The sequence below is a fragment of the Deefgea salmonis genome (genome assembly GCF_020531905.1).
GTDB classification, from domain to species: Bacteria; Pseudomonadota; Gammaproteobacteria; order Burkholderiales; family Chitinibacteraceae; genus Deefgea; species Deefgea salmonis.
In genome coordinates, this window is record NZ_JAJAWG010000004.1 from 53754 (window position 1) to 73396 (window position 19643).

At 50.5% G+C, this 19643-nt stretch carries 18 protein-coding genes and 1 tRNA gene; 16 read left to right on the plus strand and 3 right to left on the minus strand.

The window, feature by feature from the left end:
* Positions 1 to 89 precede the first annotated feature (89 nt).
* Complete coding sequence (gene fabF, locus LG219_RS08340) at positions 90 to 1331, plus strand: beta-ketoacyl-ACP synthase II (RefSeq protein WP_226764049.1); 1242 nt, start codon at positions 90 to 92, stop codon at positions 1329 to 1331.
* 211 nt (positions 1332 to 1542) lie between these two features.
* Complete coding sequence (locus LG219_RS08345; RefSeq protein WP_226764050.1) at positions 1543 to 1854, plus strand: hypothetical protein; 312 nt, start codon at positions 1543 to 1545, stop codon at positions 1852 to 1854.
* Between the two features lie 82 nt (positions 1855 to 1936).
* Here LG219_RS08345 and LG219_RS08350 read toward each other — a convergent pair whose 3' ends face one another.
* Complete coding sequence (locus LG219_RS08350; RefSeq protein ID WP_226764051.1) at positions 1937 to 2461, minus strand: lipocalin family protein; 525 nt, start codon at positions 2459 to 2461, stop codon at positions 1937 to 1939.
* Positions 2462 to 2510: 49 nt separating this feature from the next.
* Between LG219_RS08350 and LG219_RS08355 the strand changes: the two genes are divergently transcribed.
* The 8 genes from LG219_RS08355 to LG219_RS08390 all read left to right on the plus strand — a co-directional run bounded on the left by LG219_RS08355 (position 2511) and on the right by LG219_RS08390 (position 11045).
* A complete protein-coding gene (locus LG219_RS08355; protein ID WP_226764052.1) occupies positions 2511 to 3824 on the plus strand; it encodes an aminodeoxychorismate synthase component I in 1314 nt (437 codons plus the stop codon).
* 25 nt (positions 3825 to 3849) lie between these two features.
* The gene (pabC, locus tag LG219_RS08360; protein WP_226764053.1) at positions 3850 to 4683 is read left to right on the plus strand and encodes an aminodeoxychorismate lyase; all 834 of its coding nucleotides are present in this window, start codon (positions 3850 to 3852) and stop codon (positions 4681 to 4683) included.
* Positions 4680 to 4937, plus strand: coding sequence for a hypothetical protein (locus LG219_RS08365; RefSeq protein ID WP_226764054.1), 258 nt, complete (start codon positions 4680 to 4682; stop codon positions 4935 to 4937). Before pabC ends, LG219_RS08365 begins: the two co-directional genes overlap by 4 nt.
* A 90-nt stretch (positions 4938 to 5027) precedes the next feature.
* On the plus strand, positions 5028 to 5330 hold the full coding sequence (locus LG219_RS08370; protein ID WP_226764055.1) for a hypothetical protein: 303 nt from the start codon (positions 5028 to 5030) through the stop codon (positions 5328 to 5330).
* Positions 5331 to 5674: 344 nt separating this feature from the next.
* A complete protein-coding gene (gene fabI, locus LG219_RS08375) occupies positions 5675 to 6460 on the plus strand; it encodes an enoyl-ACP reductase FabI (RefSeq protein ID WP_226764056.1) in 786 nt (261 codons plus the stop codon).
* A gap of 139 nt (positions 6461 to 6599) precedes the next feature.
* Positions 6600 to 8822, plus strand: coding sequence for a DUF3141 domain-containing protein (locus LG219_RS08380; RefSeq protein WP_226764057.1), 2223 nt, complete (start codon positions 6600 to 6602; stop codon positions 8820 to 8822).
* 79 nt (positions 8823 to 8901) lie between these two features.
* Positions 8902 to 9840, plus strand: coding sequence for a phosphate acetyltransferase (locus LG219_RS08385; RefSeq protein WP_226764058.1), 939 nt, complete (start codon positions 8902 to 8904; stop codon positions 9838 to 9840).
* Positions 9837 to 11045 carry an acetate/propionate family kinase gene (locus tag LG219_RS08390; protein WP_226764059.1) on the plus strand — a complete coding sequence of 403 codons (1209 nt, stop codon included), beginning with the start codon at positions 9837 to 9839 and terminating at the stop codon, positions 11043 to 11045. Before LG219_RS08385 ends, LG219_RS08390 begins: the two co-directional genes overlap by 4 nt.
* A gap of 2 nt (positions 11046 to 11047) precedes the next feature.
* On the opposite strand, the gene LG219_RS08395 is transcribed toward LG219_RS08390, so the two are convergent.
* Positions 11048 to 12082: a hypothetical protein gene (locus LG219_RS08395; protein ID WP_226764060.1), complete on the minus strand. Its 1035-nt coding sequence runs from the start codon at positions 12080 to 12082 to the stop codon at positions 11048 to 11050.
* Positions 12083 to 12387: 305 nt separating this feature from the next.
* On the opposite strand from LG219_RS08395, the gene LG219_RS08400 reads away from it, so the two are divergent.
* Genes LG219_RS08400 through ulaA form a run of 3 tightly spaced genes read left to right on the plus strand, consistent with a single transcriptional unit; the run spans position 12388 to position 14393 of the window.
* Positions 12388 to 12837, plus strand: a complete 450-nt coding sequence (locus LG219_RS08400) for a PTS sugar transporter subunit IIA (protein WP_226764061.1) — start codon at positions 12388 to 12390, stop codon at positions 12835 to 12837.
* Positions 12838 to 12848: 11 nt separating this feature from the next.
* Complete coding sequence (locus LG219_RS08405) at positions 12849 to 13118, plus strand: PTS sugar transporter subunit IIB (protein ID WP_226764062.1); 270 nt, start codon at positions 12849 to 12851, stop codon at positions 13116 to 13118.
* Positions 13119 to 13133: 15 nt separating this feature from the next.
* On the plus strand, positions 13134 to 14393 hold the full coding sequence (ulaA, locus tag LG219_RS08410; RefSeq protein WP_226764063.1) for a PTS ascorbate transporter subunit IIC: 1260 nt from the start codon (positions 13134 to 13136) through the stop codon (positions 14391 to 14393).
* A gap of 59 nt (positions 14394 to 14452) precedes the next feature.
* Here ulaA and LG219_RS08415 read toward each other — a convergent pair.
* A tRNA-Ser gene (locus LG219_RS08415) sits at positions 14453 to 14542 on the minus strand.
* Between the two features lie 391 nt (positions 14543 to 14933).
* On the opposite strand from LG219_RS08415, the gene mltF reads away from it, so the two are divergent.
* From mltF to nagZ, 3 genes are all read left to right on the plus strand, one after another.
* The gene (gene mltF, locus LG219_RS08420; RefSeq protein ID WP_226764182.1) at positions 14934 to 16406 is read left to right on the plus strand and encodes a membrane-bound lytic murein transglycosylase MltF; all 1473 of its coding nucleotides are present in this window, start codon (positions 14934 to 14936) and stop codon (positions 16404 to 16406) included.
* 130 nt (positions 16407 to 16536) lie between these two features.
* Positions 16537 to 17925 (plus strand): glutamate--tRNA ligase, encoded by a 1389-nt coding sequence (gltX, locus tag LG219_RS08425; protein ID WP_226764064.1) that lies wholly within the window; start codon positions 16537 to 16539, stop codon positions 17923 to 17925.
* 103 nt (positions 17926 to 18028) lie between these two features.
* A complete protein-coding gene (nagZ, locus tag LG219_RS08430; RefSeq protein WP_226764065.1) occupies positions 18029 to 19633 on the plus strand; it encodes a beta-N-acetylhexosaminidase in 1605 nt (534 codons plus the stop codon).
* Positions 19634 to 19643 lie beyond the last annotated feature (10 nt).

The following is a 19643-nucleotide window of genomic DNA, read 5'->3' on the forward strand; positions in this document are numbered from 1 at the left end:
TAAGGCTAGGCACGGCATAGTTTTAAAACACGCTCTTGAATTGATTTATGGCGCAACCGGCACAGTCCGGTTTTAAGCGGAGTCACCCCGTGTCTAAACGCAGAGTAGTTGTCACCGGCTTGGGCCAAGTTTCCCCAGTTGGCAATGATGTTGCCACTGGCTGGGCCAACCTGCTTGCTGGTCAATCCGGTATTGATTTAATCACCCGGTTTGACCCGAGCGATATGGGCTGCCGTATCGCCGGCCAAGTAAAAGATTTTGATATCAGTCAGTACGTGAGCCCGAAAGACGCACGCCGGATGGATGATTTCATTCATTACGGTATCGCCGCTGCCATGCAAGCGATTAACGACGCGGGCTTGGATGATGTGAGCGATTTGGATAAAACCCGCGTTGGTGTGAATATCGGTTCGGGGATTGGTGGCTTGCAACTGATTGAGCAAACCAATGCGGCCTATCTTGAAGGCGGCACGCGTAAAATCGGTCCGTTCTTTATCCCCGGCTCATTGATCAATATGATCGCTGGCCACGTTTCCATTATGAAAGGCTATCAAGGCCCGAGTTATGGCATCGTATCAGCGTGCACCACCGGTGCCCATAGCATCGGTGATGCCGCGCGGATTATTCAATACGGCGACGCGGATGTGATGGTCGCGGGTGGTGCTGAAGGCACCATTTGCAAAATGGCCATCGGTGGCTTTGGCGCAATGAAAGCGTTATCAACGCGCAATGACGATCCAAAAACCGCGTCACGTCCTTGGGACAAAGGCCGTGATGGCTTCGTGATGGGTGAGGGCGCTGGCGTCTTGGTGCTCGAAGAGTACGAGCACGCCAAAAAGCGTGGCGCAACCATTTATGCCGAACTGGTTGGTTTTGGCATGAGCTCGGACGCGCATCACATCACCGCACCGAGTGCCGAAGGCCCAGCGCGTGGCGTTGCCAATGCATTGCGTGATGCGGGTGTGAATCCAGATCAAGTGCAATACGTCAATGCCCATGGTACGTCGACACCGCTAGGTGATGCCAATGAAACCAATGCCTTGAAGATTGCTTTTGGTGATCATGCGAAGAAATTAGTCGTTAACTCAACCAAATCAATGACTGGCCATTTATTGGGCGGCGCGGGTGGTGTTGAAGCGATTTACTCGATCTTGGCCTTGCATCATCAAGTGTCGCCACCAACGATTAACTTGCATGAGCAAGATTTTGAATCCGGTTGCGATCTTGATTATTGCGCCAATACCGCGCGTGATATGAAAATTGAAGTGGCGATTTCCAATTCATTTGGCTTTGGCGGCACCAACGGTACGCTGGTGTTTAAGAAAGTTTAAATTGCATCTGCTCAATGTAAGCCACCTTCGGGTGGTTTTTTTTTTGCTGCGCCGACACATCAAACGGATTGCTGATGCCCTCCACCATGTGATGCAAACTGCGTGTGAACAATTGCACAAAGCCTATTGCTATCAGGACGAGGCTTTTAAGATGGCGACATCGACAGTGCATACCGCACTCACTGGCTTAAATAGATTGAAGGAATTCATCATGAAACGTTTTTTACTTGCTGCGCTACTCGTGATTTCGAGTGCTGGCGCCATGGCCAATAGTGTCGGTGACGCGATGCGTGAAGGTGCGCGTGAAGTTCGCCAAGCCAAAATAAACGGCGCGCGTGAAGTGATGAGCGAACGACGCGAAGCGACACGGAATTATTATAATGCCCGCAATCCATACGAGCGTCGCCAAGCGATTCGTGAAGGGCGACGTGAAGTACGTCAAGCCACACGCAAAGCCCATCGCGAAGTGCGCCAAGAAAAGCGCGAAGCGAAACGTGAAATTCGCCGCGCCTATTACAAATAAAATATTCACTCAAAGATCGCTATTACCAGTTTTTGACTGGCGAATCAACCACCACCGCCGCGGCATCAGCGCGGTGATTTTTTTATGGCCGCACGCTGGCTGGATCACTTGGAATGAGTTGCTGGAGTGAATAGCCTTGCGCGGCAGCACTGGCTTTGGCCAGCGCCAAGTCGGCAGGGCTCAAGGTCGGCGTACGCGATAAAATCCATAAATATTTGCGATTAGGATTACCAACAACCGCCCAGCGATAATCTGGATCAAGGCCAATCACCCAATAATCGCTCTTAAACGGCCAAAAAAAGCTCACTTTTAATTGGGCGTTGCCGCTGTTGGCGACGACTTGGGCGCGCCCTTTGGCTTGGTCAAACTCGCCATTGGCGATGCGGCAGCGGTTAATCACTTGGATATCGCCATTGTCTTGTAGCGTGTAATTGGCCGTCACCTCACCGACGCATTGATTTTGAAAATACATCGGAAAGCGGGCGATTTCATGCCAAGTGCCCAGATAACGCGCCACATCCAGTTGCGGCACACTGCGTACCGGGGCGGTTTCGGCGTAGGCGCTACCGAACAAGCTGCATAAAAATATCAGTAAAAGTTTTGGCATCAGGGTTCTCGATGGTGTGAGTGGGCTGGGCTCTTGTTACAATAGCGCCATGTCAGAATTTAACTATTTTACCCATAGATTGCCACAAGCTCCGGATTTAGCCGGTTTGTTGGCGCATTCTCGTGCGCATTTTCCCGCGCTATTGCAATCATCGCAAACGCAAGGTTGGGATATTTTATTTGCCTTGCCGAGCGAAATCCGCTGCTATGGCGCCGATGAAGGTGCGGCTTTGGTGCGTGATTTAGCCGCGTTACCACAAGGGCCAACCATAGAGTCTGAGTGGCCATTTCATGGTGGCTGGTTTTTTTATGCAGGGTATGAGCTGCTAGAGATTTTTGAGCCTAGCGTAGCGAGTCGTACCCTAGGTCAGTATGCTGATTTTCCTTTGGGTGCTTTAATTCGTTGCCCCGCTGCGGTATTGCTGCACCGTGAAACGCAAGTGGCGACTTTACTGGCTGAAACCGAGCATGATTTAGCGCAACTGCAAGCTTTGCTTGCGCAAGCGCCGGTGTGGCAGCCGCAAGCGGTGGTGGTGGCAGCAATTTCGGAGGATGAGCCGCAGCAGTTTATCGCCGGCGCTGAGCGCGCCAAGCAATATATTGTTGATGGCGATGTGTTTCAGGTGAATTTATCGCGCGGCTGGGATGTCACTTTGGCGCAAGGTCAGGCGACTGACGTTTATGCGGCATTACGCACCGCCAATCCCGCACCGTTTTCAGCGTATTTAGATTTGGGCGACGTTGGGCAAATCATCAGCTCATCGCCTGAGCGCTTGGTGCAAGTCAAAGACGGCATTGTACAAACGCGGCCGATTGCGGGGACCTTTGCCCGATCGAGCGATCCAATCGAAGACGAACAACTCAAACAACGATTATTAAACACCCCCAAAGAGCGCGCCGAACACATTATGTTGGTCGATTTGGAGCGCAATGATTTGGGGCGAATCGCCGTGCCGGGCACGGTGCACGTCGATGAATTAATGGCGGTGGCGACGTATTCTTTTGTGCATCACATTGAATCGAATATCCGCGCGGTATTGCGATCTGGCCTCAATAGCGCCGACGTGCTGCGTGCCTTGTTTCCGGGCGGCACCATTACCGGCTGCCCCAAAGTGCGCTGCATGCAAATTATTCGCGAGCTCGAAGATCGGCCCCGCTTGGCTTACACCGGCAGCTTGGGCTACATCAATCGCGATGGCAGTATGGACAGCAATATTTTAATTCGTACTTTTGTGCAACGCGCCGACCAGCTGTATTTCCGCGCTGGCGCCGGCATTGTGGCCGATTCAGATGCCGAGCGTGAATTGCAAGAAACGCGGCATAAAGCGCGTGGTTTATTGCGCGCCCTCGGTGTAGCGGGATGATGGCGTTGCCAGCAGGAAGATCACAATGCGGTTAGTCAATGGCGTTTTGGCGGACAACTTGAATTTGAGCGATCGGGCGATTCAGTTTGGTGACGGTGTATTTCGCACACTGAAAGTGCGTGCGGGGCAGTTGGAATTTTGGCCGCAGCAATACGCTAAATTAGTCCATGACTGCGCACGCATTGGGATTACTGCGCCCAGTGAGGCGACGCTATTGGCCGATATCGCCCAACTTGCACCCTCGGATCACAGCTTAAAAATCATCATCACACGCGGAGAATCGGCGCGCGGTTATGCGCTGCCGGCCGATATCAAGCCCAATCGAATTGTGCAATTGGCGGCGTTGCCAGCGTATGGTGCGAGTTTATATCTTGCGGGCGCTAAGCTGGTTTTATGTGCGACTCGGGCCAGCTGGCAACCGGCGTTGGCGGGGATAAAACATCTCAATCGCTTAGAAAACGTGTTGGCACGGCAAGAATGGTCCGATCCGGCGGTGTTTGATGGCGTGATGCTTGATCGGGATGGCTGGGTGGTGGAAGGCGTGATGAGCAATGTGTTTGCTTTGATCGATGGCGTCTGGTGCACGCCCATATTAAATGAATCCGGTGTATCGGGGGTATGTCGTTCTATCCTATTGAATGATATAGCTTGCGATGATATACCCATTGTTGAGCGCAAAATCAGTCTGTCTCAACTGTATGCCGCTGAGGCGGTATTTGTGTGTAATAGTTTGGCCGCTTGCGTGCCCGTGCGGCAAATGGGTGAGCAATCGTGGCCGCTTCTTTCTGGCGAGATCGCTGCGCGGCTGGGCCAACGAGCTACCTCGTCATTACTATTCATTGGAAATCAATCTGCATGATGAAGTTTGTTTTGTTCAGTAGCGTGTTATGGCTTGCTAGTTTGGCGTCTGCACAAGAATATTACCAAGGTGATCCGGATAAATTACGCGCGCTTGAGGCGCAGCGTTGCGCCAAAATCAATCAAGAGCATCGGCTAATTCAGCGCCGTTTGGGTGGTAGTAATCGACCGTATGATGTGCAAAAAATGAAAGATAAGCAGCAAATTTTACAAGCGGATTTTGCTAAATACTGCAGTAAAAAAGCCTTGCCGTAAGTCGGCGCAGTATCGCGGTTACACCGCGTCTTTTGCTGATTGCCAAGCGCTGGTCTATAGCTGAAATAGATCCGCTTTGGGAGCATCGCAATGGATAGCAAACTGCAAGCCCAGTTGGCCCAATATGTTGGCGAGCATAACTTGCCGCACTTATTGATCGAGCAATATCCGCGCATCATCGAAAAAATCACGCTGCTGTGGGGGAGTCCGCAATTAGCGCATTTTTTGAACGAGCTCTTATTTGACTCGCGCGGTGATCGAGAAGGCTTTACACCCCAGGTGGCGCATGAGTTGTTTGTGATTCAACAGATTCATGATGAGCTTATCGGCGCTGACACGCCTATCTGGAGCTATGATGCCTCGGTCAGAACAGAGGCCGCGTTTAAAAAATAATCCATGCCAATCAACGCGAAGTCACGCCGTAACGAGCCACAATAGCTCCAAAACTTGGGGCTGTTTTTCATTGGACTACCGCACCGGCAAGGCCGTCGATGGTGTTCGTGGTCTCCATGCGACATCGAAAAAATACCGCCAAAGTAGGGCGGTATTTTTTTGCGCGCGTTGATTGTTGCACGCGGTTTAATCGGCCTATCGCTGCTGCTCGGCGTGAGGTAGTGCTAATTTTGGTATTAGTTTCTTTGTTTGTTATTTATTTGAAACTTTGGCGTAATATGTTGAGGCGTAAAATCGCCGCTGCGATCAGTGCAACAGACCCTCTCAACTCAACGGAAAACCCCATGATGACGATCGAAAACCCGACTCCTATTTTGGCTGGTTATAAGGCGCTGGTGGTGGGCGTCGCTAACGAAGACTCGATTGCCTATGGTTGCGCGCAGGCTTTTCGCGCCGTTGGCGCGGATGTGGCGATCACTTATTTAAATGACAAAGCCAAACCGCATGTTGAGCCACTGGCGCAAGCCCTTGGCGCTTCGATTTTTGCGCCTTTAGATGTCTCCAAACCTGGTGAATTAGAAGCTTTGTTTGCGCGGATCGAAAAAGAATGGGGCAAGATCGACATCTTGGTGCATTCGATTGCTTCGGCCAAAAAAGAAGACATCCAAGGTGGTTTACTCGATTGCTCGGCGGATGGTTTTGCGCTGGCGATGGATATTTCGGTGCATTCTTTGATTCGAATGGCCAAATTGGCCGCGCCTTTGATGACCGATGGCGGCACGATATTTGCCATGACCTACCATGGCGCGTGCAAAGTTGTGCCCAATTATAACGTGATGGGCCCAGTAAAGGCTGCACTTGAGGCGTCATGCCGTTATTTGGCGTATGAATTGGGCCCCAAAGGGATTCGAGTGCACTCGATTTCTCCCGGGCCATTGAAAACCCGCGCCGCTTCTGGCTTGAAAGACTTTGATTTACTGCTCAACGAAGCCGCTGAACGCGCGCCAGTGGGCGAGTTGGTTGACATTATGGATGTGGGTTATACCTGCGCTTATCTGGCAACGCCTTACGCCCGTCGCCTCACCGGCGAGACGATTTATGTCGATGGCGGTGTGCATATCATGGCTTGAGTAAAAAAACGACCGCATCGTCCGTTCGGTTTGAAATCGCCGGTGTTGATGGCCATGCCGAATACGATATGTTGGGGAAAATTTTCAAATTGCCGTTTGAGTCACTGGTAAAAGGTGACCGCCATTGTGGAGTCGTGAAATGTCAAAAGTTGCTAGTCAGAGTTCCCATCCTCGTTCGCTCAGTCGCGTGAGCAAGCCGACCACGCCAGCGTCGCCACTGGGTTGCGCCCAAAATCCTTGGCTTGAATATTGCCTCGATGCGATGCAGCGCATGGTGTTGTTTGCAGATTTGATGCGTCAGCGCAGCGAGCAAAACCAAGCACAGCAGGCCAAAACCGTGCCGCATGTGCTGAGTTTTGAGGCGGAATTGGTGTTGGATGCGCGCACCTTTAGCAAGGCGGTCAATTATTTATTGGTGCGCATTCAGCCGTTGGCGACGCAGGTGCTTGACCCTAAAAAACGCCCCTTTGTGGTGGTCGATCCTCGGGCCGGTCATGGTCCGGGCATCGGTGGTTTTAAAGCCGATAGTGAAATTGGCGTGGCGATGGCGGCGGGGCATCCTTGTTATTTTGTTGGCTTTACGCCCGACCCGATGCCTGGGCAAACGATAGAAGACATTATGCATGCTGAGGCTAAATTTCTTGAAAAAGTCATCGAGCTACACCCTGATGCCGAAGGCAAACCGTGCATTATCGGCAATTGCCAAGCGGGTTGGGCGGTGATGATGTTGGCGGCGACGCGGCCTGAATTGTGTGGTCCGGTGATTGTGCCTGGCGCACCGCTGTCGTATTGGGCGGGCGTTGAGGGTGAAAACCCAATGCGCTATACCGGCGGCTTGAGCGGTGGTAGTTGGATCACCGCACTCACTAGCGATTTAGGTAATGGTATTTTTGATGGCGGTAACTTGGTGAAGAATTTTGAAAACCTCAATCCGGCCAATACCTTGTGGGGCAAAAATTATGATATTTGGTCCAATATCGATCATGGCGGTGCGCGCTTTTTAGAGTTTGAAAAATGGTGGGGTGGGCATGTCAATTTAAATGGCGAAGAAATTCAATGGATTGTTGATCAACTGTTTATCGGCAATCGCCTTTCAAGCGGGCAGATTGTGACGCAAGCTGGCGAGCAAATTGATTTACGCAATATTCATTCGCCGATTATTTGTTTTTGCTCGAAAGGTGACAACATTACCCCGCCGCCGCAGGCGCTGGGCTGGATTAGTGATGTGTATGCCAGTGATGACGAGTTGCGGCTGTGTGGGCAAACCATTGTGTATGCGGTGCACGACCATGTGGGGCATTTAGGTATTTTTGTCTCGGGCAGCGTGGCGAAAAAAGAGCATCAAGAATTTGCCAGCAATATTGATTTGATTGATGTGTTGCCGCCGGGTTTGTATGAAGCGGTACTCACGCCCAAAACCGCCGAGGTGGTTAATCCAGAATGGGTTGAAGGCGACTGGATTGTGCGTTTTGAGCCGCGTACTTTGGCCGATATTTGCCAGATTGTTCAGCCTAATCAAGATGACGCATTGCGCTTTGCGACGGTGGCGCGCGTGTCAGAAATCAATTTAGAGGGGTATCGGCGCTGGGTTCAACCGTGGGTTAGATTAGCGGTCAATACCCCATTAAACCAGTGCTTTAAATCATGGTCTGCGGCGCTTGCGCCAGCATCGGTGTTTTCGCATCAAAATCCAATGATGTCGATTTTGCCGCAATGCGCAGAGTGGGTTCGCCAGCATCGCCTACCGGTGGCTGCAGATAATCCATTGTTAAAATGGCAAAATGGCTACTCAGAGCAGATGATGAACGGGCTCAATTTATACCGAGATCAGCGCGATCGGGCGATGGAACAACTGTTTATCTCGATTTATGGCTCGCCGATATTGCAGCAAATGCTGGGCATTACTGCGGCATCTTGCCCGGCGATGCCAGCCATAACGCCAGAGCGCCACGCTTTTATCCAGCAGCGCATTGCCTACTTTAACGCCAATATGGCCGAAGGCGGTTTGCGCGAGGCGGTGATTCGCGCCTTGCTGTATATCGGCATGGCGGGGGATGGCGTCGATGAGCGGGCATTTAATGCTTTGCGCTTAATTCGCTCGCAAAATGAGGCGCTGCCATTGTCTGAGTTTAAGCAGCAGCTGCGTGAACAGTATTTTTCATTGCGCTTAGACCCAGATCGCGCTTTGGCGACGATGGTCGACATGTTGCCTGCGGATTTAGCCAAAAGGCAGGCGGCATTGGAAGTGATTCGGCGCATCGCAGGGGCCGCAGGAGAGATGAGCGCGGTAGCGACGGCACGCTTACATGAGATTGAAGCGCTGTTTGTGGCAGAAAAAACGCCGCAGCATTCACTGCAATAAACCATGTGCTTGGCGGTTTGGGTCTGGTTGGCCCAATACCGCAGCTCAATCCAAGATCAATCGATTCTAGAGACCCAATATGGCGCATGAAAAATATCAAAATTTGATCACACGCTGTCAGGCACTCAGCCCCGTGGCCACTGCGGTGGTGCATCCTTGCGATGAGAGCTCGCTGCGTGGCGCGGTCGAGGCCGCTGAAGCCGGGATTTTGCTGCCGATTTTAGTTGGCCCGAGGGGCAAAATTGCGGCGGTTGCCGCTGAGTTTAAATTGGATATCTCGGGCTTTACGCTGATCGACACGCCGCATAGCCAAGCGGCGGCCGAAATGGCAGTGCAATTGGTGCATCAAGGTAAGGCCAGCATGCTGATGAAAGGCAGTTTGCATACCGATGAGCTGATGGCGGCGGTGGTGCGTACTGCAACGGGCTTGCGTACTGCAAGGCGAATTAGCCATGCATTTATTATGGATGTACCGAGTTTAGATCGCGTTATCATCATTACCGACGCGGCGATTAATATCTTGCCAACGCTCAAAGACAAAGTGCACATCGTACAAAACGCCATTGATTTGGCGCATGCCTTGGGGTTTAACGCGCCCAAAGTGGCGATTTTATCGGCAATGGAAACCGTGAACCCCGATATTCCGTCAACGGTTGAAGCGGCGGCATTGTGCAAAATGGCCGATCGTCAGCAAATCACTGGCGCGATTTTAGATGGGCCATTGGCGCTGGATAATGCGATCAATCTACAAGCGGCGCAAATCAAAAAAATCGATTCTCCGGTGGCGGGCATGGCCGATATTTTGGTCGCGCCAGATTTGGAGTCGGGCAATATGCTCGCCAAAAGCCTGACCTTTATGGCGGGAGCCGATGCCGCTGGCATCGTGCTTGGCGCACGCGTGCCGATTATTTTGACCAGTCGCGCCGATTCTTTAATGACGCGCTTGGCGTCTTGCGCGGTGGCCGCTTTGGTGGCCGAATCGCAGCGGCTGAATTTAAAACAAGCGGTGGCCGTATGAGCGAAGCCATTTTAGTGTTGAACGCTGGCTCTTCTAGCCTTAAGTTTTCGCTGTTTCTAGCGCAAGACGATGCGCTTAATGTGTGGCTCACAGGACAACTTGAAGGCCTTTATACCGAGGCGCGCTTTAAAGTCAAAGACGCGCTGGGCGCTTTAATCGGCGAAAAACAATGGCTTGATGGTGAAGCACTCGGCCACGAAGGGGCATTAGCGCATTTGGCAGACTTTTTGCGCGAGCAATTGGGTGAGCATCATTTAGTGGCGGTGGGGCATCGGGTGGTGCATGGCGGAATGACTTATACCGCGCCGGTGGCACTCAATGCGGCGATTGTGCAAGATTTAACTCGCCTTATTGCGCTGGCGCCATTGCACCAACCGCACAATCTAAAGCCGATTTCAATCTTACTGGCGCAGCGTGCTGATTTACTGCAAGTGGCTTGTTTTGATACGGCGTTTCATTGCACCCAAGCGGCGGTAGAACAAACCTTTGCGCTGCCACGGCAGATCACTGAGTTGGGCGTGCGGCGCTATGGTTTTCATGGCTTGTCTTATGAATATATTACGAAAGTGCTGCCACAGTACGCTGCCCAAGCACGCCGCGTGGTGGTGCTGCATTTAGGCAATGGCGCGAGCATGTGCGCGATTCAAGACGGACAAAGCGTGGCTAGTACTATGGGTTTTACTGCCGTTGATGGCCTGCCGATGGGAACGCGCTGCGGTAATTTAGATCCCGGCGTGGTGCTCTATCTGATGGATGAATTAAAAATGGACGTGCGCGCCATCGAAAAACTGCTGTATCAACAGTCGGGTTTATTGGGGGTTTCTGGGGTATCAAATGATATGCGCACCTTGCTCGATTCCGATGATCCTCAGGCCAAGTTTGCGGTGGATTTATTTGTGTATCGGATTGCGCGCGAATTGGGCGCTTTGGTCGCCACCATGGGCGGCGTCGATGCTTTGGTCTTTACCGCCGGCATTGGCGAGCATGCACCGCTGATTCGGCAGCGTGTTTGCCAAGCCGCGGCTTGGCTGGGGCTCGATTTGGATGAGGCCGCCAATCAGGCGGGTGCGGCACGGATTAGCCGCGCAGACAGCGCGGTCAGTGCATGGCAGATTCCGACGCAAGAAGAATGGATGATTGCCCAACACACCCAGCAGATTTTACACCGCACTCGCGCCAATGCGGCGTCAGCACGGATTGACTGAGTTTATGGGGGATTGCGGCGCAATAGTTTGCTCAATTGCGGATCAATGATTTGCCATTGATTCGCCAATTGCGCAATCACCCGATTTCTTTGCATTTTTTTAAAGCTGCTTTGAATTTGCGAAGCGCTGATCTCTGGGCTCCCCGTTTGTTCTGCAAGCCAAAGTCGGTATTTCAGCTCATAAAATTGCTGCCGACCTTCGGCAATTCCCAGCAATAATAATCGGTCTAAACGCGCTAAATCTTCCCAACCCAGTGCCGCAATACTGACTTGCTGTTGCCGCTGCAATTGCCGCGCTAATACTTCTGGCAGTGATTTCACTGGATCGAGCACCAATTCTTCAATCATGGCGCGCATGGCTGCAGGTGAGCGCTGTAGTTTTTCAAAGGCTGGCATGATGCTGGCGCGATCAATTTGTCCCCAAGTAATCCCCGCATAGTTGTCGCTCATGGCGCTTGATTTGCCGATGTTTTGCGTTAGCTGCTTATATAGATTGAGTAAGTGATCGATATAGCCATCGCCCATTTCGGGGAGTGAGAGGCCGGCGCTATGCTGGGCGAGCAAGCTTGGATACGCGGCGTGGTGTCGTTGCTGGCAGGTAAAAATGACCTTAATGAACTGACCGTGCGGCGGCATAGCGTGGAAGATTTCTTCCAGCAAGACGATGCCGCGTTCTTTTTGCAGCAGTAAATCGGCATCATCAATTAACAGTGCCACTGGTTTTTTCTGGCTATGCAACTGAGCAAATAAAGCGGCCATCGAGCTGGCCGATTCTTTGGCTGGATTTTTACGCATTAGGTTTTGCAATTGATGACTTAGCCAATGCTCATTCATCGCAAAATCGGTCAGTGTTTCGCGTAGGCGCAGTTCAAGAAACTTACTCGGTACTTGGGAGCAAGAAAAATACTGAGTGCGCCAGCCTTGTTTTTCTAGCCATGGCATGAGGTCATTTTGTAAAAAATGGCTTTTGCCTCCAGCGCGGACGGCCATCAGGGTGATGCAGTCTGCCAGATCGTTTTCCCAGAGTTGAAATAGCATGCTCGCAAGCGATTGGCGCGGATAGTGCCATGGGTTTGGATTGGAAATTTTTATGCTCCAATGAATAATTATGCACTAAAGAAATAAATCGATTATGTACGCATAAATTTTTTATGTATTGGTATTAAGTCCATGTAAATTAAGTTGATTTATTTTTTTATGGATTTATTTATATATCTTAAATTGCTAATATGCCTTTGGATTAAAATTGTTAATTATGGGTATTTTGTTGGTTTTATTCATTTTCATTGGGCGTAGCATGAAGTCATTGAATTTTGCTGAATGACTTGACCGAGGAGTGCCGTATGTTGAATGAAATTTTAACCCCCGATAGCATTGTATTTAAAACTTCATGCCCAGATTGGCAAACGGCAGTTCGTGAATCATGCGCGCCATTATTAGTACGAGGAACAATTGAGCCGGCGTATATCGATGCCATTATTGCTAATGTCATTGAATTGGGCCCTTATATTGTGATTGCTCCTGATATTGCGATTCCCCATGCCCGGCCAGAGGCCGGCGCATTAGCGATGGGGATGTCTTTATTAAAACTCACTGAGCCGGTGGCCTTTGGTAGCGAGCCCGATGAACAAGCCAGAATGCTATTTGCATTTTCGGCCATTGATAGCCGCAGCCATCAGCGCGCTTTAAAACAACTTGCCGATTTAATTATGGATGAAGAAAAATTTGCGGCTTTAGCCGCTGCCGATTCTGTGGATGCCGTATTGGCATTAATTAATAGCGTTTCAAATTAAGGAGCATCACCATGAAAATTATGATCGTCTGTGGCAATGGTTTGGGTAGCAGCATGATGTTGGAAATGACGGTGAATTCAGTCCTTAAAGACATGGGTGTAATCGCTGAAGTGGGCCATACCGATTTATTTTCGGCAAAAAGTGAAGTGGCCGATTTATTTGTCGGTTCGCACGAAATCATGAGTCAGCTCGATGATGGCAGCCGCCAATTAGCCGGGGTGCGCAATATTATGGATAAAGCCGAAGTGCGCGCCGCGCTTGAATTAAAACTCAATCAATAAATCTAGGCCAAGCTGATGATTAAATTTCTACTCGATGTTTTATCTGATCCCGCAATTTTAATTGGTATTTTTGCCTTGTCGGGCTTATTGCTGCAAAAAGCCAAAATCTCGGATGTGATTGGCGGAACGATTAAAACTATTCTGGGTTTTGTGATTTTAGGCGCGGGCGCGCAAATCTTAATTGGTTCGCTCGATGTATTTCGCCAAGTCTTTGATCACGCCTATGGATTAAAGGGCACGATTCCGAATAATGAAGGCATTACCGCGCTGGCATTAAAAGAAGTCGGCTCGCAAACCGCCTATGTGATGATTCTGGGGATGGTGTTTAATTTGTTGTTGGCGCGTTTTACGCCACTTAAATACATCTTTTTAACCGGTCATCACACCTTATTTATGGCGTGTTTGATTGTGGCGGTGCTCAGCACCGGCGGTTATAGCAGCTGGAGTGTGGTGTTATTTGGTGGTGCATTATTGGGCTGCTTGATGGTGGTGATGCCGGCCTTGCTGCAACCTTTAACGCGCAAAGTCACTGGGAGCGACAACTTTGCCTTGGGGCATTTCGGTTCATTTGGTTATTTGGCGGCCGGTTGGATTGGCGTATTGGTGGGCAAAAATGGTCGCTCGACCGAAGACATTAAAGTCCCTGATTCATTGCGTTTTTTGCGTGATACCTCGATTTCAATGGCCTTAACTATGGCGGTGTTATTCTTTGTTGTTTCAATGGCCGCTGGCAGTGATTACATCGAGCAAAATTTATCGGGCGGCGTAAACTTCATAGTATATGGCTTTAAGCAAGCACTGACCTTCTCTGCAGGCGTATACATCATCTTGGCAGGGGTGCGTTTATTGATCTCGGAAATCGTACCTGCCTTTAAAGGCATTTCGGATAAATTGATTCCGAATGCTAAACCGGCACTCGATTGCCCAGCGATCTTCCCGTTTGCCCCGAATGCAGTGGTGATTGGTTTCTTGTTTAGCTTTATCGGCGGCTTGTTGGCGATGTTTATCACCCCAGCCATCGGTTTGGCGGTGATTGTTCCGGGCTTGATTCCGCATTTTTTTACCGGCGCAACGGCAGGCGTTTATGGTAATGCCACCGGTGGACTGCGTGGCGCAATCGTCGGCTCGTTTATCAATGGTCTGTTGATTAGTTTCTTACCGGCCTTGTTATTGGGTAGTTTAGGCGCATTGGGTTTTGCCGGTACTACTTTTGGCGATACTGATTTTGGTGTGGTGGGGCTATTGCTGACAGGGTTTATGTTTATTACTCATTAAGCAAGTATTGAGCATGAAAAAAGCCCTGATGATGTCATCAGGGCTTTTTGTATTGGGCTTGGAGGAGAGAGGGGGATTCGAACCCCCGATAGTATCGCTACTACGCCTGATTTCGAGTCAGGTACATTCAACCACTCTGCCACCTCTCCAACAAGAGGGCGCAGTTTACGCCGTGTGGCCCAATTTGCCAAGTTGGGCATTTTTTTTGCGCGAAGTTCGCGTTCAAAATGGCTTAATGTTGCACTGCAAATTTTGTAGCTTTTAATCGAGGTGAAAATCAGTGGCCGGCGAAAAAAATCAGCTGGTTTTTGCTTGGCGCGGTGTTTTTTTGACGTCGACCGGTGACGATTTTGGCGCAAAAGCGAAAAAAAGCGTCGCGATGATCGAGTTGGTGATTACGTGGTATTTTTTTACGCATCGCTTGTGTTGACGCTGCTTGGCGACGTTTTTCTTGGCGCTGACTTGCAGGTATATTTCACAGATGTGCTTGAATAATTTGTTGTTTTTCAAATATTTTGGCACAATGCGTCCAACTTAACGATCAACAGGCTAGGCATGAAGAGATTCTTAACTGCGCTCTCAGCGTGTTTACTTTTGGGCTGTGGCAACCTTTCGTCACCAGCGCAACGTGTATTACCATGGGCGGAGTCAAAAGAATTGACCGTGCTGGTACAAAATGGTCCAACCACTTTATACGTGGATGCCGAAGGGCGTTATGCGGGGATTGAATACGATTTAGTCACCCGTTTTGCCGAGGCGCAGGGCTTAAAAGTTCGCTTTATTATGGCCGCGACGTATGGCGAAGTGGTGCAGCGTTTAAAGCGTAAAGAAGCGCATTTGGCCGTGGGGGTGCACCGCGATATTGATGGTGAGGGCTTGGTGTTTGGCCCTGGCTATCAAACGGTGAAGCCGGTTTTGGTTTATCCCGCAGCGCGCAATGAAAGCAATGTTTTGCGTCAGATCGAACAAGGGCAAGGCACGCTCAGTACCTTGCCGCAATACACCGCGTCACTCCAGCAACATAAAATCAAATTTCCAAATTTACTTTGGAACACTGTTGATCAAGTCGATAACGAAGATTTGATTGAGTCGGTTGCGTCCGGCAAACTCGATTACGCCGTGGTGGATTCGCATGCGGCCGATATTGCGCAGAATTATTATCCCAATGTGGCGATCTCCAAGTCGTTTGGCGATAGTGCTCAGCAATTATCGTGGGCGATGCTGGAAGGTGATAACCAACTGTCGACGATGGTGTCGGCGTTTTTCCGTCAAGCGATGGCCGATGGTTCATTAGGCCGTTTGCAAGACCGTTACTACGGCCATATTAATCGCGTTGATCCGGTGGATGCCTTGACTTATCTCGGGCGAATTAAATCGACTTTGCCGCAATTTAAAGCGACCTTCTTAAAAGCTGAAGCTGAAACCGGCATTGATTGGCGCTTATTGGCGGCTTTAGCTTACCAAGAATCGCATTGGGACAACGCCTCAATCTCGCCAACCGGTGTGCGCGGCATTATGATGCTGACCAACGACACCGCGTCTTTACTCGGCGTAAATCGTCTTGATCCACAGCAGAGTATTTTGGGCGGCGCGCGCTATGTGCAGCTGATGCGTAAAGGCATTCCTGAGCATGTGCCAGAACCCGATCGCACTTGGCAAGCCTTGGCCGCTTATAATATTGGCTTGGGCCATGTTGAGGATGCACGCACCTTAGCGCAGCGTTTAGATAAAAATCCAGATAGCTGGACTGATCTAAAAGGCATTTTGCCTTTGCTACGTAAAGCCGAACATTTTAGTACCCTAAAATACGGTTATGCGCGCGGCGGTGCGCCGGTGATTTATGTTGAAAGGCTGAAAACCTATTACGATATTTTGGTGCGTTTTGAAAAACCAAGCAAAATTACAGCACCAGAATATTCAACGACGGTGATGGTCGATAATCCAGGTAATCTGACTTTAGATATCAATAGCAAGCTGAGTCAGGCCAAACCGCGTCAAGTTGCTGCCTTATAATTTAGCGTTGTTTAGTATTTAATTTCAAAAAAATTCAGTTTTCCGTGTGGCTTTTGAAAGATGGCTTGGGGCTGTATTGCCGCGCATTTCCGGTACAATAGTATTTTTGCTTTTCGCCGGATCTGCGCCCATGAAAGTTCGCACTCGTTTTGCCCCTTCTCCAACTGGCCTGTTACACATTGGCGGTGTTCGCACTGCGCTGTTTTCTTGGGCTTTTGCCAAAAAACACGGTGGTCAATTTGTTTTGCGGATTGAAGACACCGATCTAGAACGCTCAACGCCAGAATCGGTTGCTGCCATTATGGATGGCATGCATTGGGTGGGTTTGGATTACGACGAAGGCCCGTTTTATCAAATGCAAAGAATGGATCGCTACAAAGCGGTGATTCAGCATTTACTCGATTCTGGTCATGCTTATTACTGCTATTGCAGTAAAGAAGAGCTCGAAGCGCAACGCACTGACGCCGAAAGCCGAGGTGAAAAACCCCGCTACAACCGAGCTTGGCGACCAGAAACTGGCAAAACCTTGCCAGCGATTCCAAGTGACATCACCCCCGTGGTGCGGTTTAAAACCCCAATGGGCGGCTCCGTGGTGTGGTACGACCAAGTGAAAGGTCGGATCGAAATCAGCCATGATGAACTCGATGATTTGATCTTGGCGCGCCCTGATGGCACGCCGACGTATAATTTTTGCGTGGTGGTTGACGATTGGGATATGCAAATTACCCACGTTATTCGCGGTGACGACCATGTGAACAATACCCCACGGCAAATTGTGATTTACCAAGCGCTCGACGCCACGGTGCCTTTGTTTGCCCATTTACCGATGATTCATAACGATCAGGGCGTTAAATTGTCGAAGCGCCGCGATGCGGTGTCGGTGGTTGATTACGACAAGCAAGGTATTTTGCCTGAAGCGCTGCTCAATTATTTGGCGCGTCTGGGTTGGGGTCATGGCGACGATGAAATTTTCTCGTTAACGCAATTTGTTGAATGGTTTGATTTAAAAGGCGTGAGCGGTAGCCCAAGCCGGATGGATCGCGATAAATTGCTGTGGACTAATGCGCAATACATTAAAGCGGCAGACCCAGCGCAACTTGCGGCGCGCGTTGCTGGCTTTATGGCCGATAAAGGCGTTGCCATCGAAGGCGGCCCAGCGCTCGCTGACGTGTGTGCGCTGCTAAAAGATCGTTGCCAAACCCTAGTTGAAATGGCCGATCAAGCGGCGTATTTCTATAGCGCCTTAACGCCAACACAAGACATCGCCGATAAGCACCTCACGCCAGATGATGAAGAACGCCTGAAGTTATTCGCCGAAGCGGCTGCTGCGCTAGAAACGTGGGACGCGCCAAGTTTGGGCGCGTTGATTAAAGAGTTCGTCAAGCAACAAGGCGTAAAAATGCCGCAAGTGGGCATGCCAATTCGTGCCAAAGTGTGTGGCATCACCAATACGCCATCGGTGGACGCGGTATTGGCCTTGATTGGTCGCGAAGAAGTGTTGCGTCGTTTAGTGGCTTAAACTCGAACAGATTTGCTAACTGAGTGTTAAAAGGCCAAGCCGATCTTGGCCTTTTTTTTTGCTGATTGAACAATCGCCATAGGCCGATTGCCAAAGGATGTTTATGTCTATTGCTGTTTCGCATGCTCAATTACAGGAACAAATCGGCCAATTACTGATGGTCGGTTTTGATGGTTTGGTGGTGAATCCAGAGATTGAAAATCTAATTCGCCAGCAGCGCATCGGCGGGGTGATTTTGTTTCGCCGCAATATCGATACGCCAGCGCAAGTTGCCGCGCTATGCCAGCAATTGCAAATGATTAATGCAGAGGTCAGCGATTTGCCGCTGTTGATTGGGATTGATCAAGAAGGCGGAATGGTGATGCGCATTGAAGAGGGCGTGACCCCAATCCCTTCGGCGATGGCCTACGCTCGCGCAGCGAGCAGCCCAGCCCAGCAAGCTAATGCAATAGAGGCCTGCCAAGCATTACACCAAATTGCTGCCGATGAATTGCGGCAAATGGGCATCAATATTAATTTTGCCCCTTGCTTAGACATTAATAATAATCGCGCTAATCCGGTGATTGGCATTCGCTCATTTGGTGAAGACGCTGCAACGGTCACGCAATATGGTTTAGCGGCATTGCGCGGTATTCATGCTGCGGGTATTGCGGCGACGGCGAAACATTTTCCCGGTCATGGCGATACCGCCACCGATTCACACTACGCCTTACCGCTAGTGGCACATGATTTAGCGCGCTTAAACGCCGTTGAACTGGTGCCATTTAAGGCGGCGATTGCTGCTGGGGTGGATGCGGTGATGACCGCACACGTAGTGTTTGCGGCCATTGAGCCCGATACCACCTTGCCAGCGACCTTATCACGCAAAGTGCTCACAGGTTTGCTACGCCAACAGCTGGACTTTGGCGGACTGATTATTACCGACTGCCTTGAAATGGATGCGATTGCCGCGCGCCCACGGGTCAGCGATTGCCCGGGCGCTGCTGGTAGCGTACAAGGCGCAGTGCAAGCGATTGCGGCCGGGGCTGATATCGCTTTGGTGTCGCATACTTATTCACGCCAAGTGGCGGCCGTCGAGGCTTTACTTAAAGCCGTAGAGACGGGGTATGTCAATGTAGATCAGATACAGCAAAGCTTAGATCGAATTACCCTGCTTAAAAAATCCAAGGCAATGACGCAATGGCGGGATCTAGTGCAGCCGCCAGCGCAGTTGCAAGCGCCTGCCGCGATGGCATTAGCGCAGCAAGTGCAAGCGCAAGCGATTGAAATGCACGGTTTGCCACTGGATCAACACGCTACCACCTTACTGATCACGGTTGAATTAATGCAGCGCACCGAGATTGACGAAGTTGCACTCGGCGCCTCACGCAGCGCACGCGGGACGTTATTGCCCTTGCTGCAAGCGGCGGGCGTTGATGTCAGCGAAATCATTATTTCTCCGCAGGTGAACGATAGCGAATGGGCGCAAGTGATCGCTGCACAAGCAAGCGCACCGCAAGTGATTTTTCAAAGCTATAACGCCACTCGCTTTGCGCGGCAAAGTGAATTAATCCGCCAAATTGCCGCCGACAAATTACTACTGATCGCCGGACGTAATCCGTATGACATCGATATCGCCCCACAAGCCAAAACGCGCATTGCTGCCTGCAGCAATCGCCCAGCCGTATTGGCGCTGATGGCGAAAAAATTATTGGGCGACTTGGAGTAAAAGTACGGGG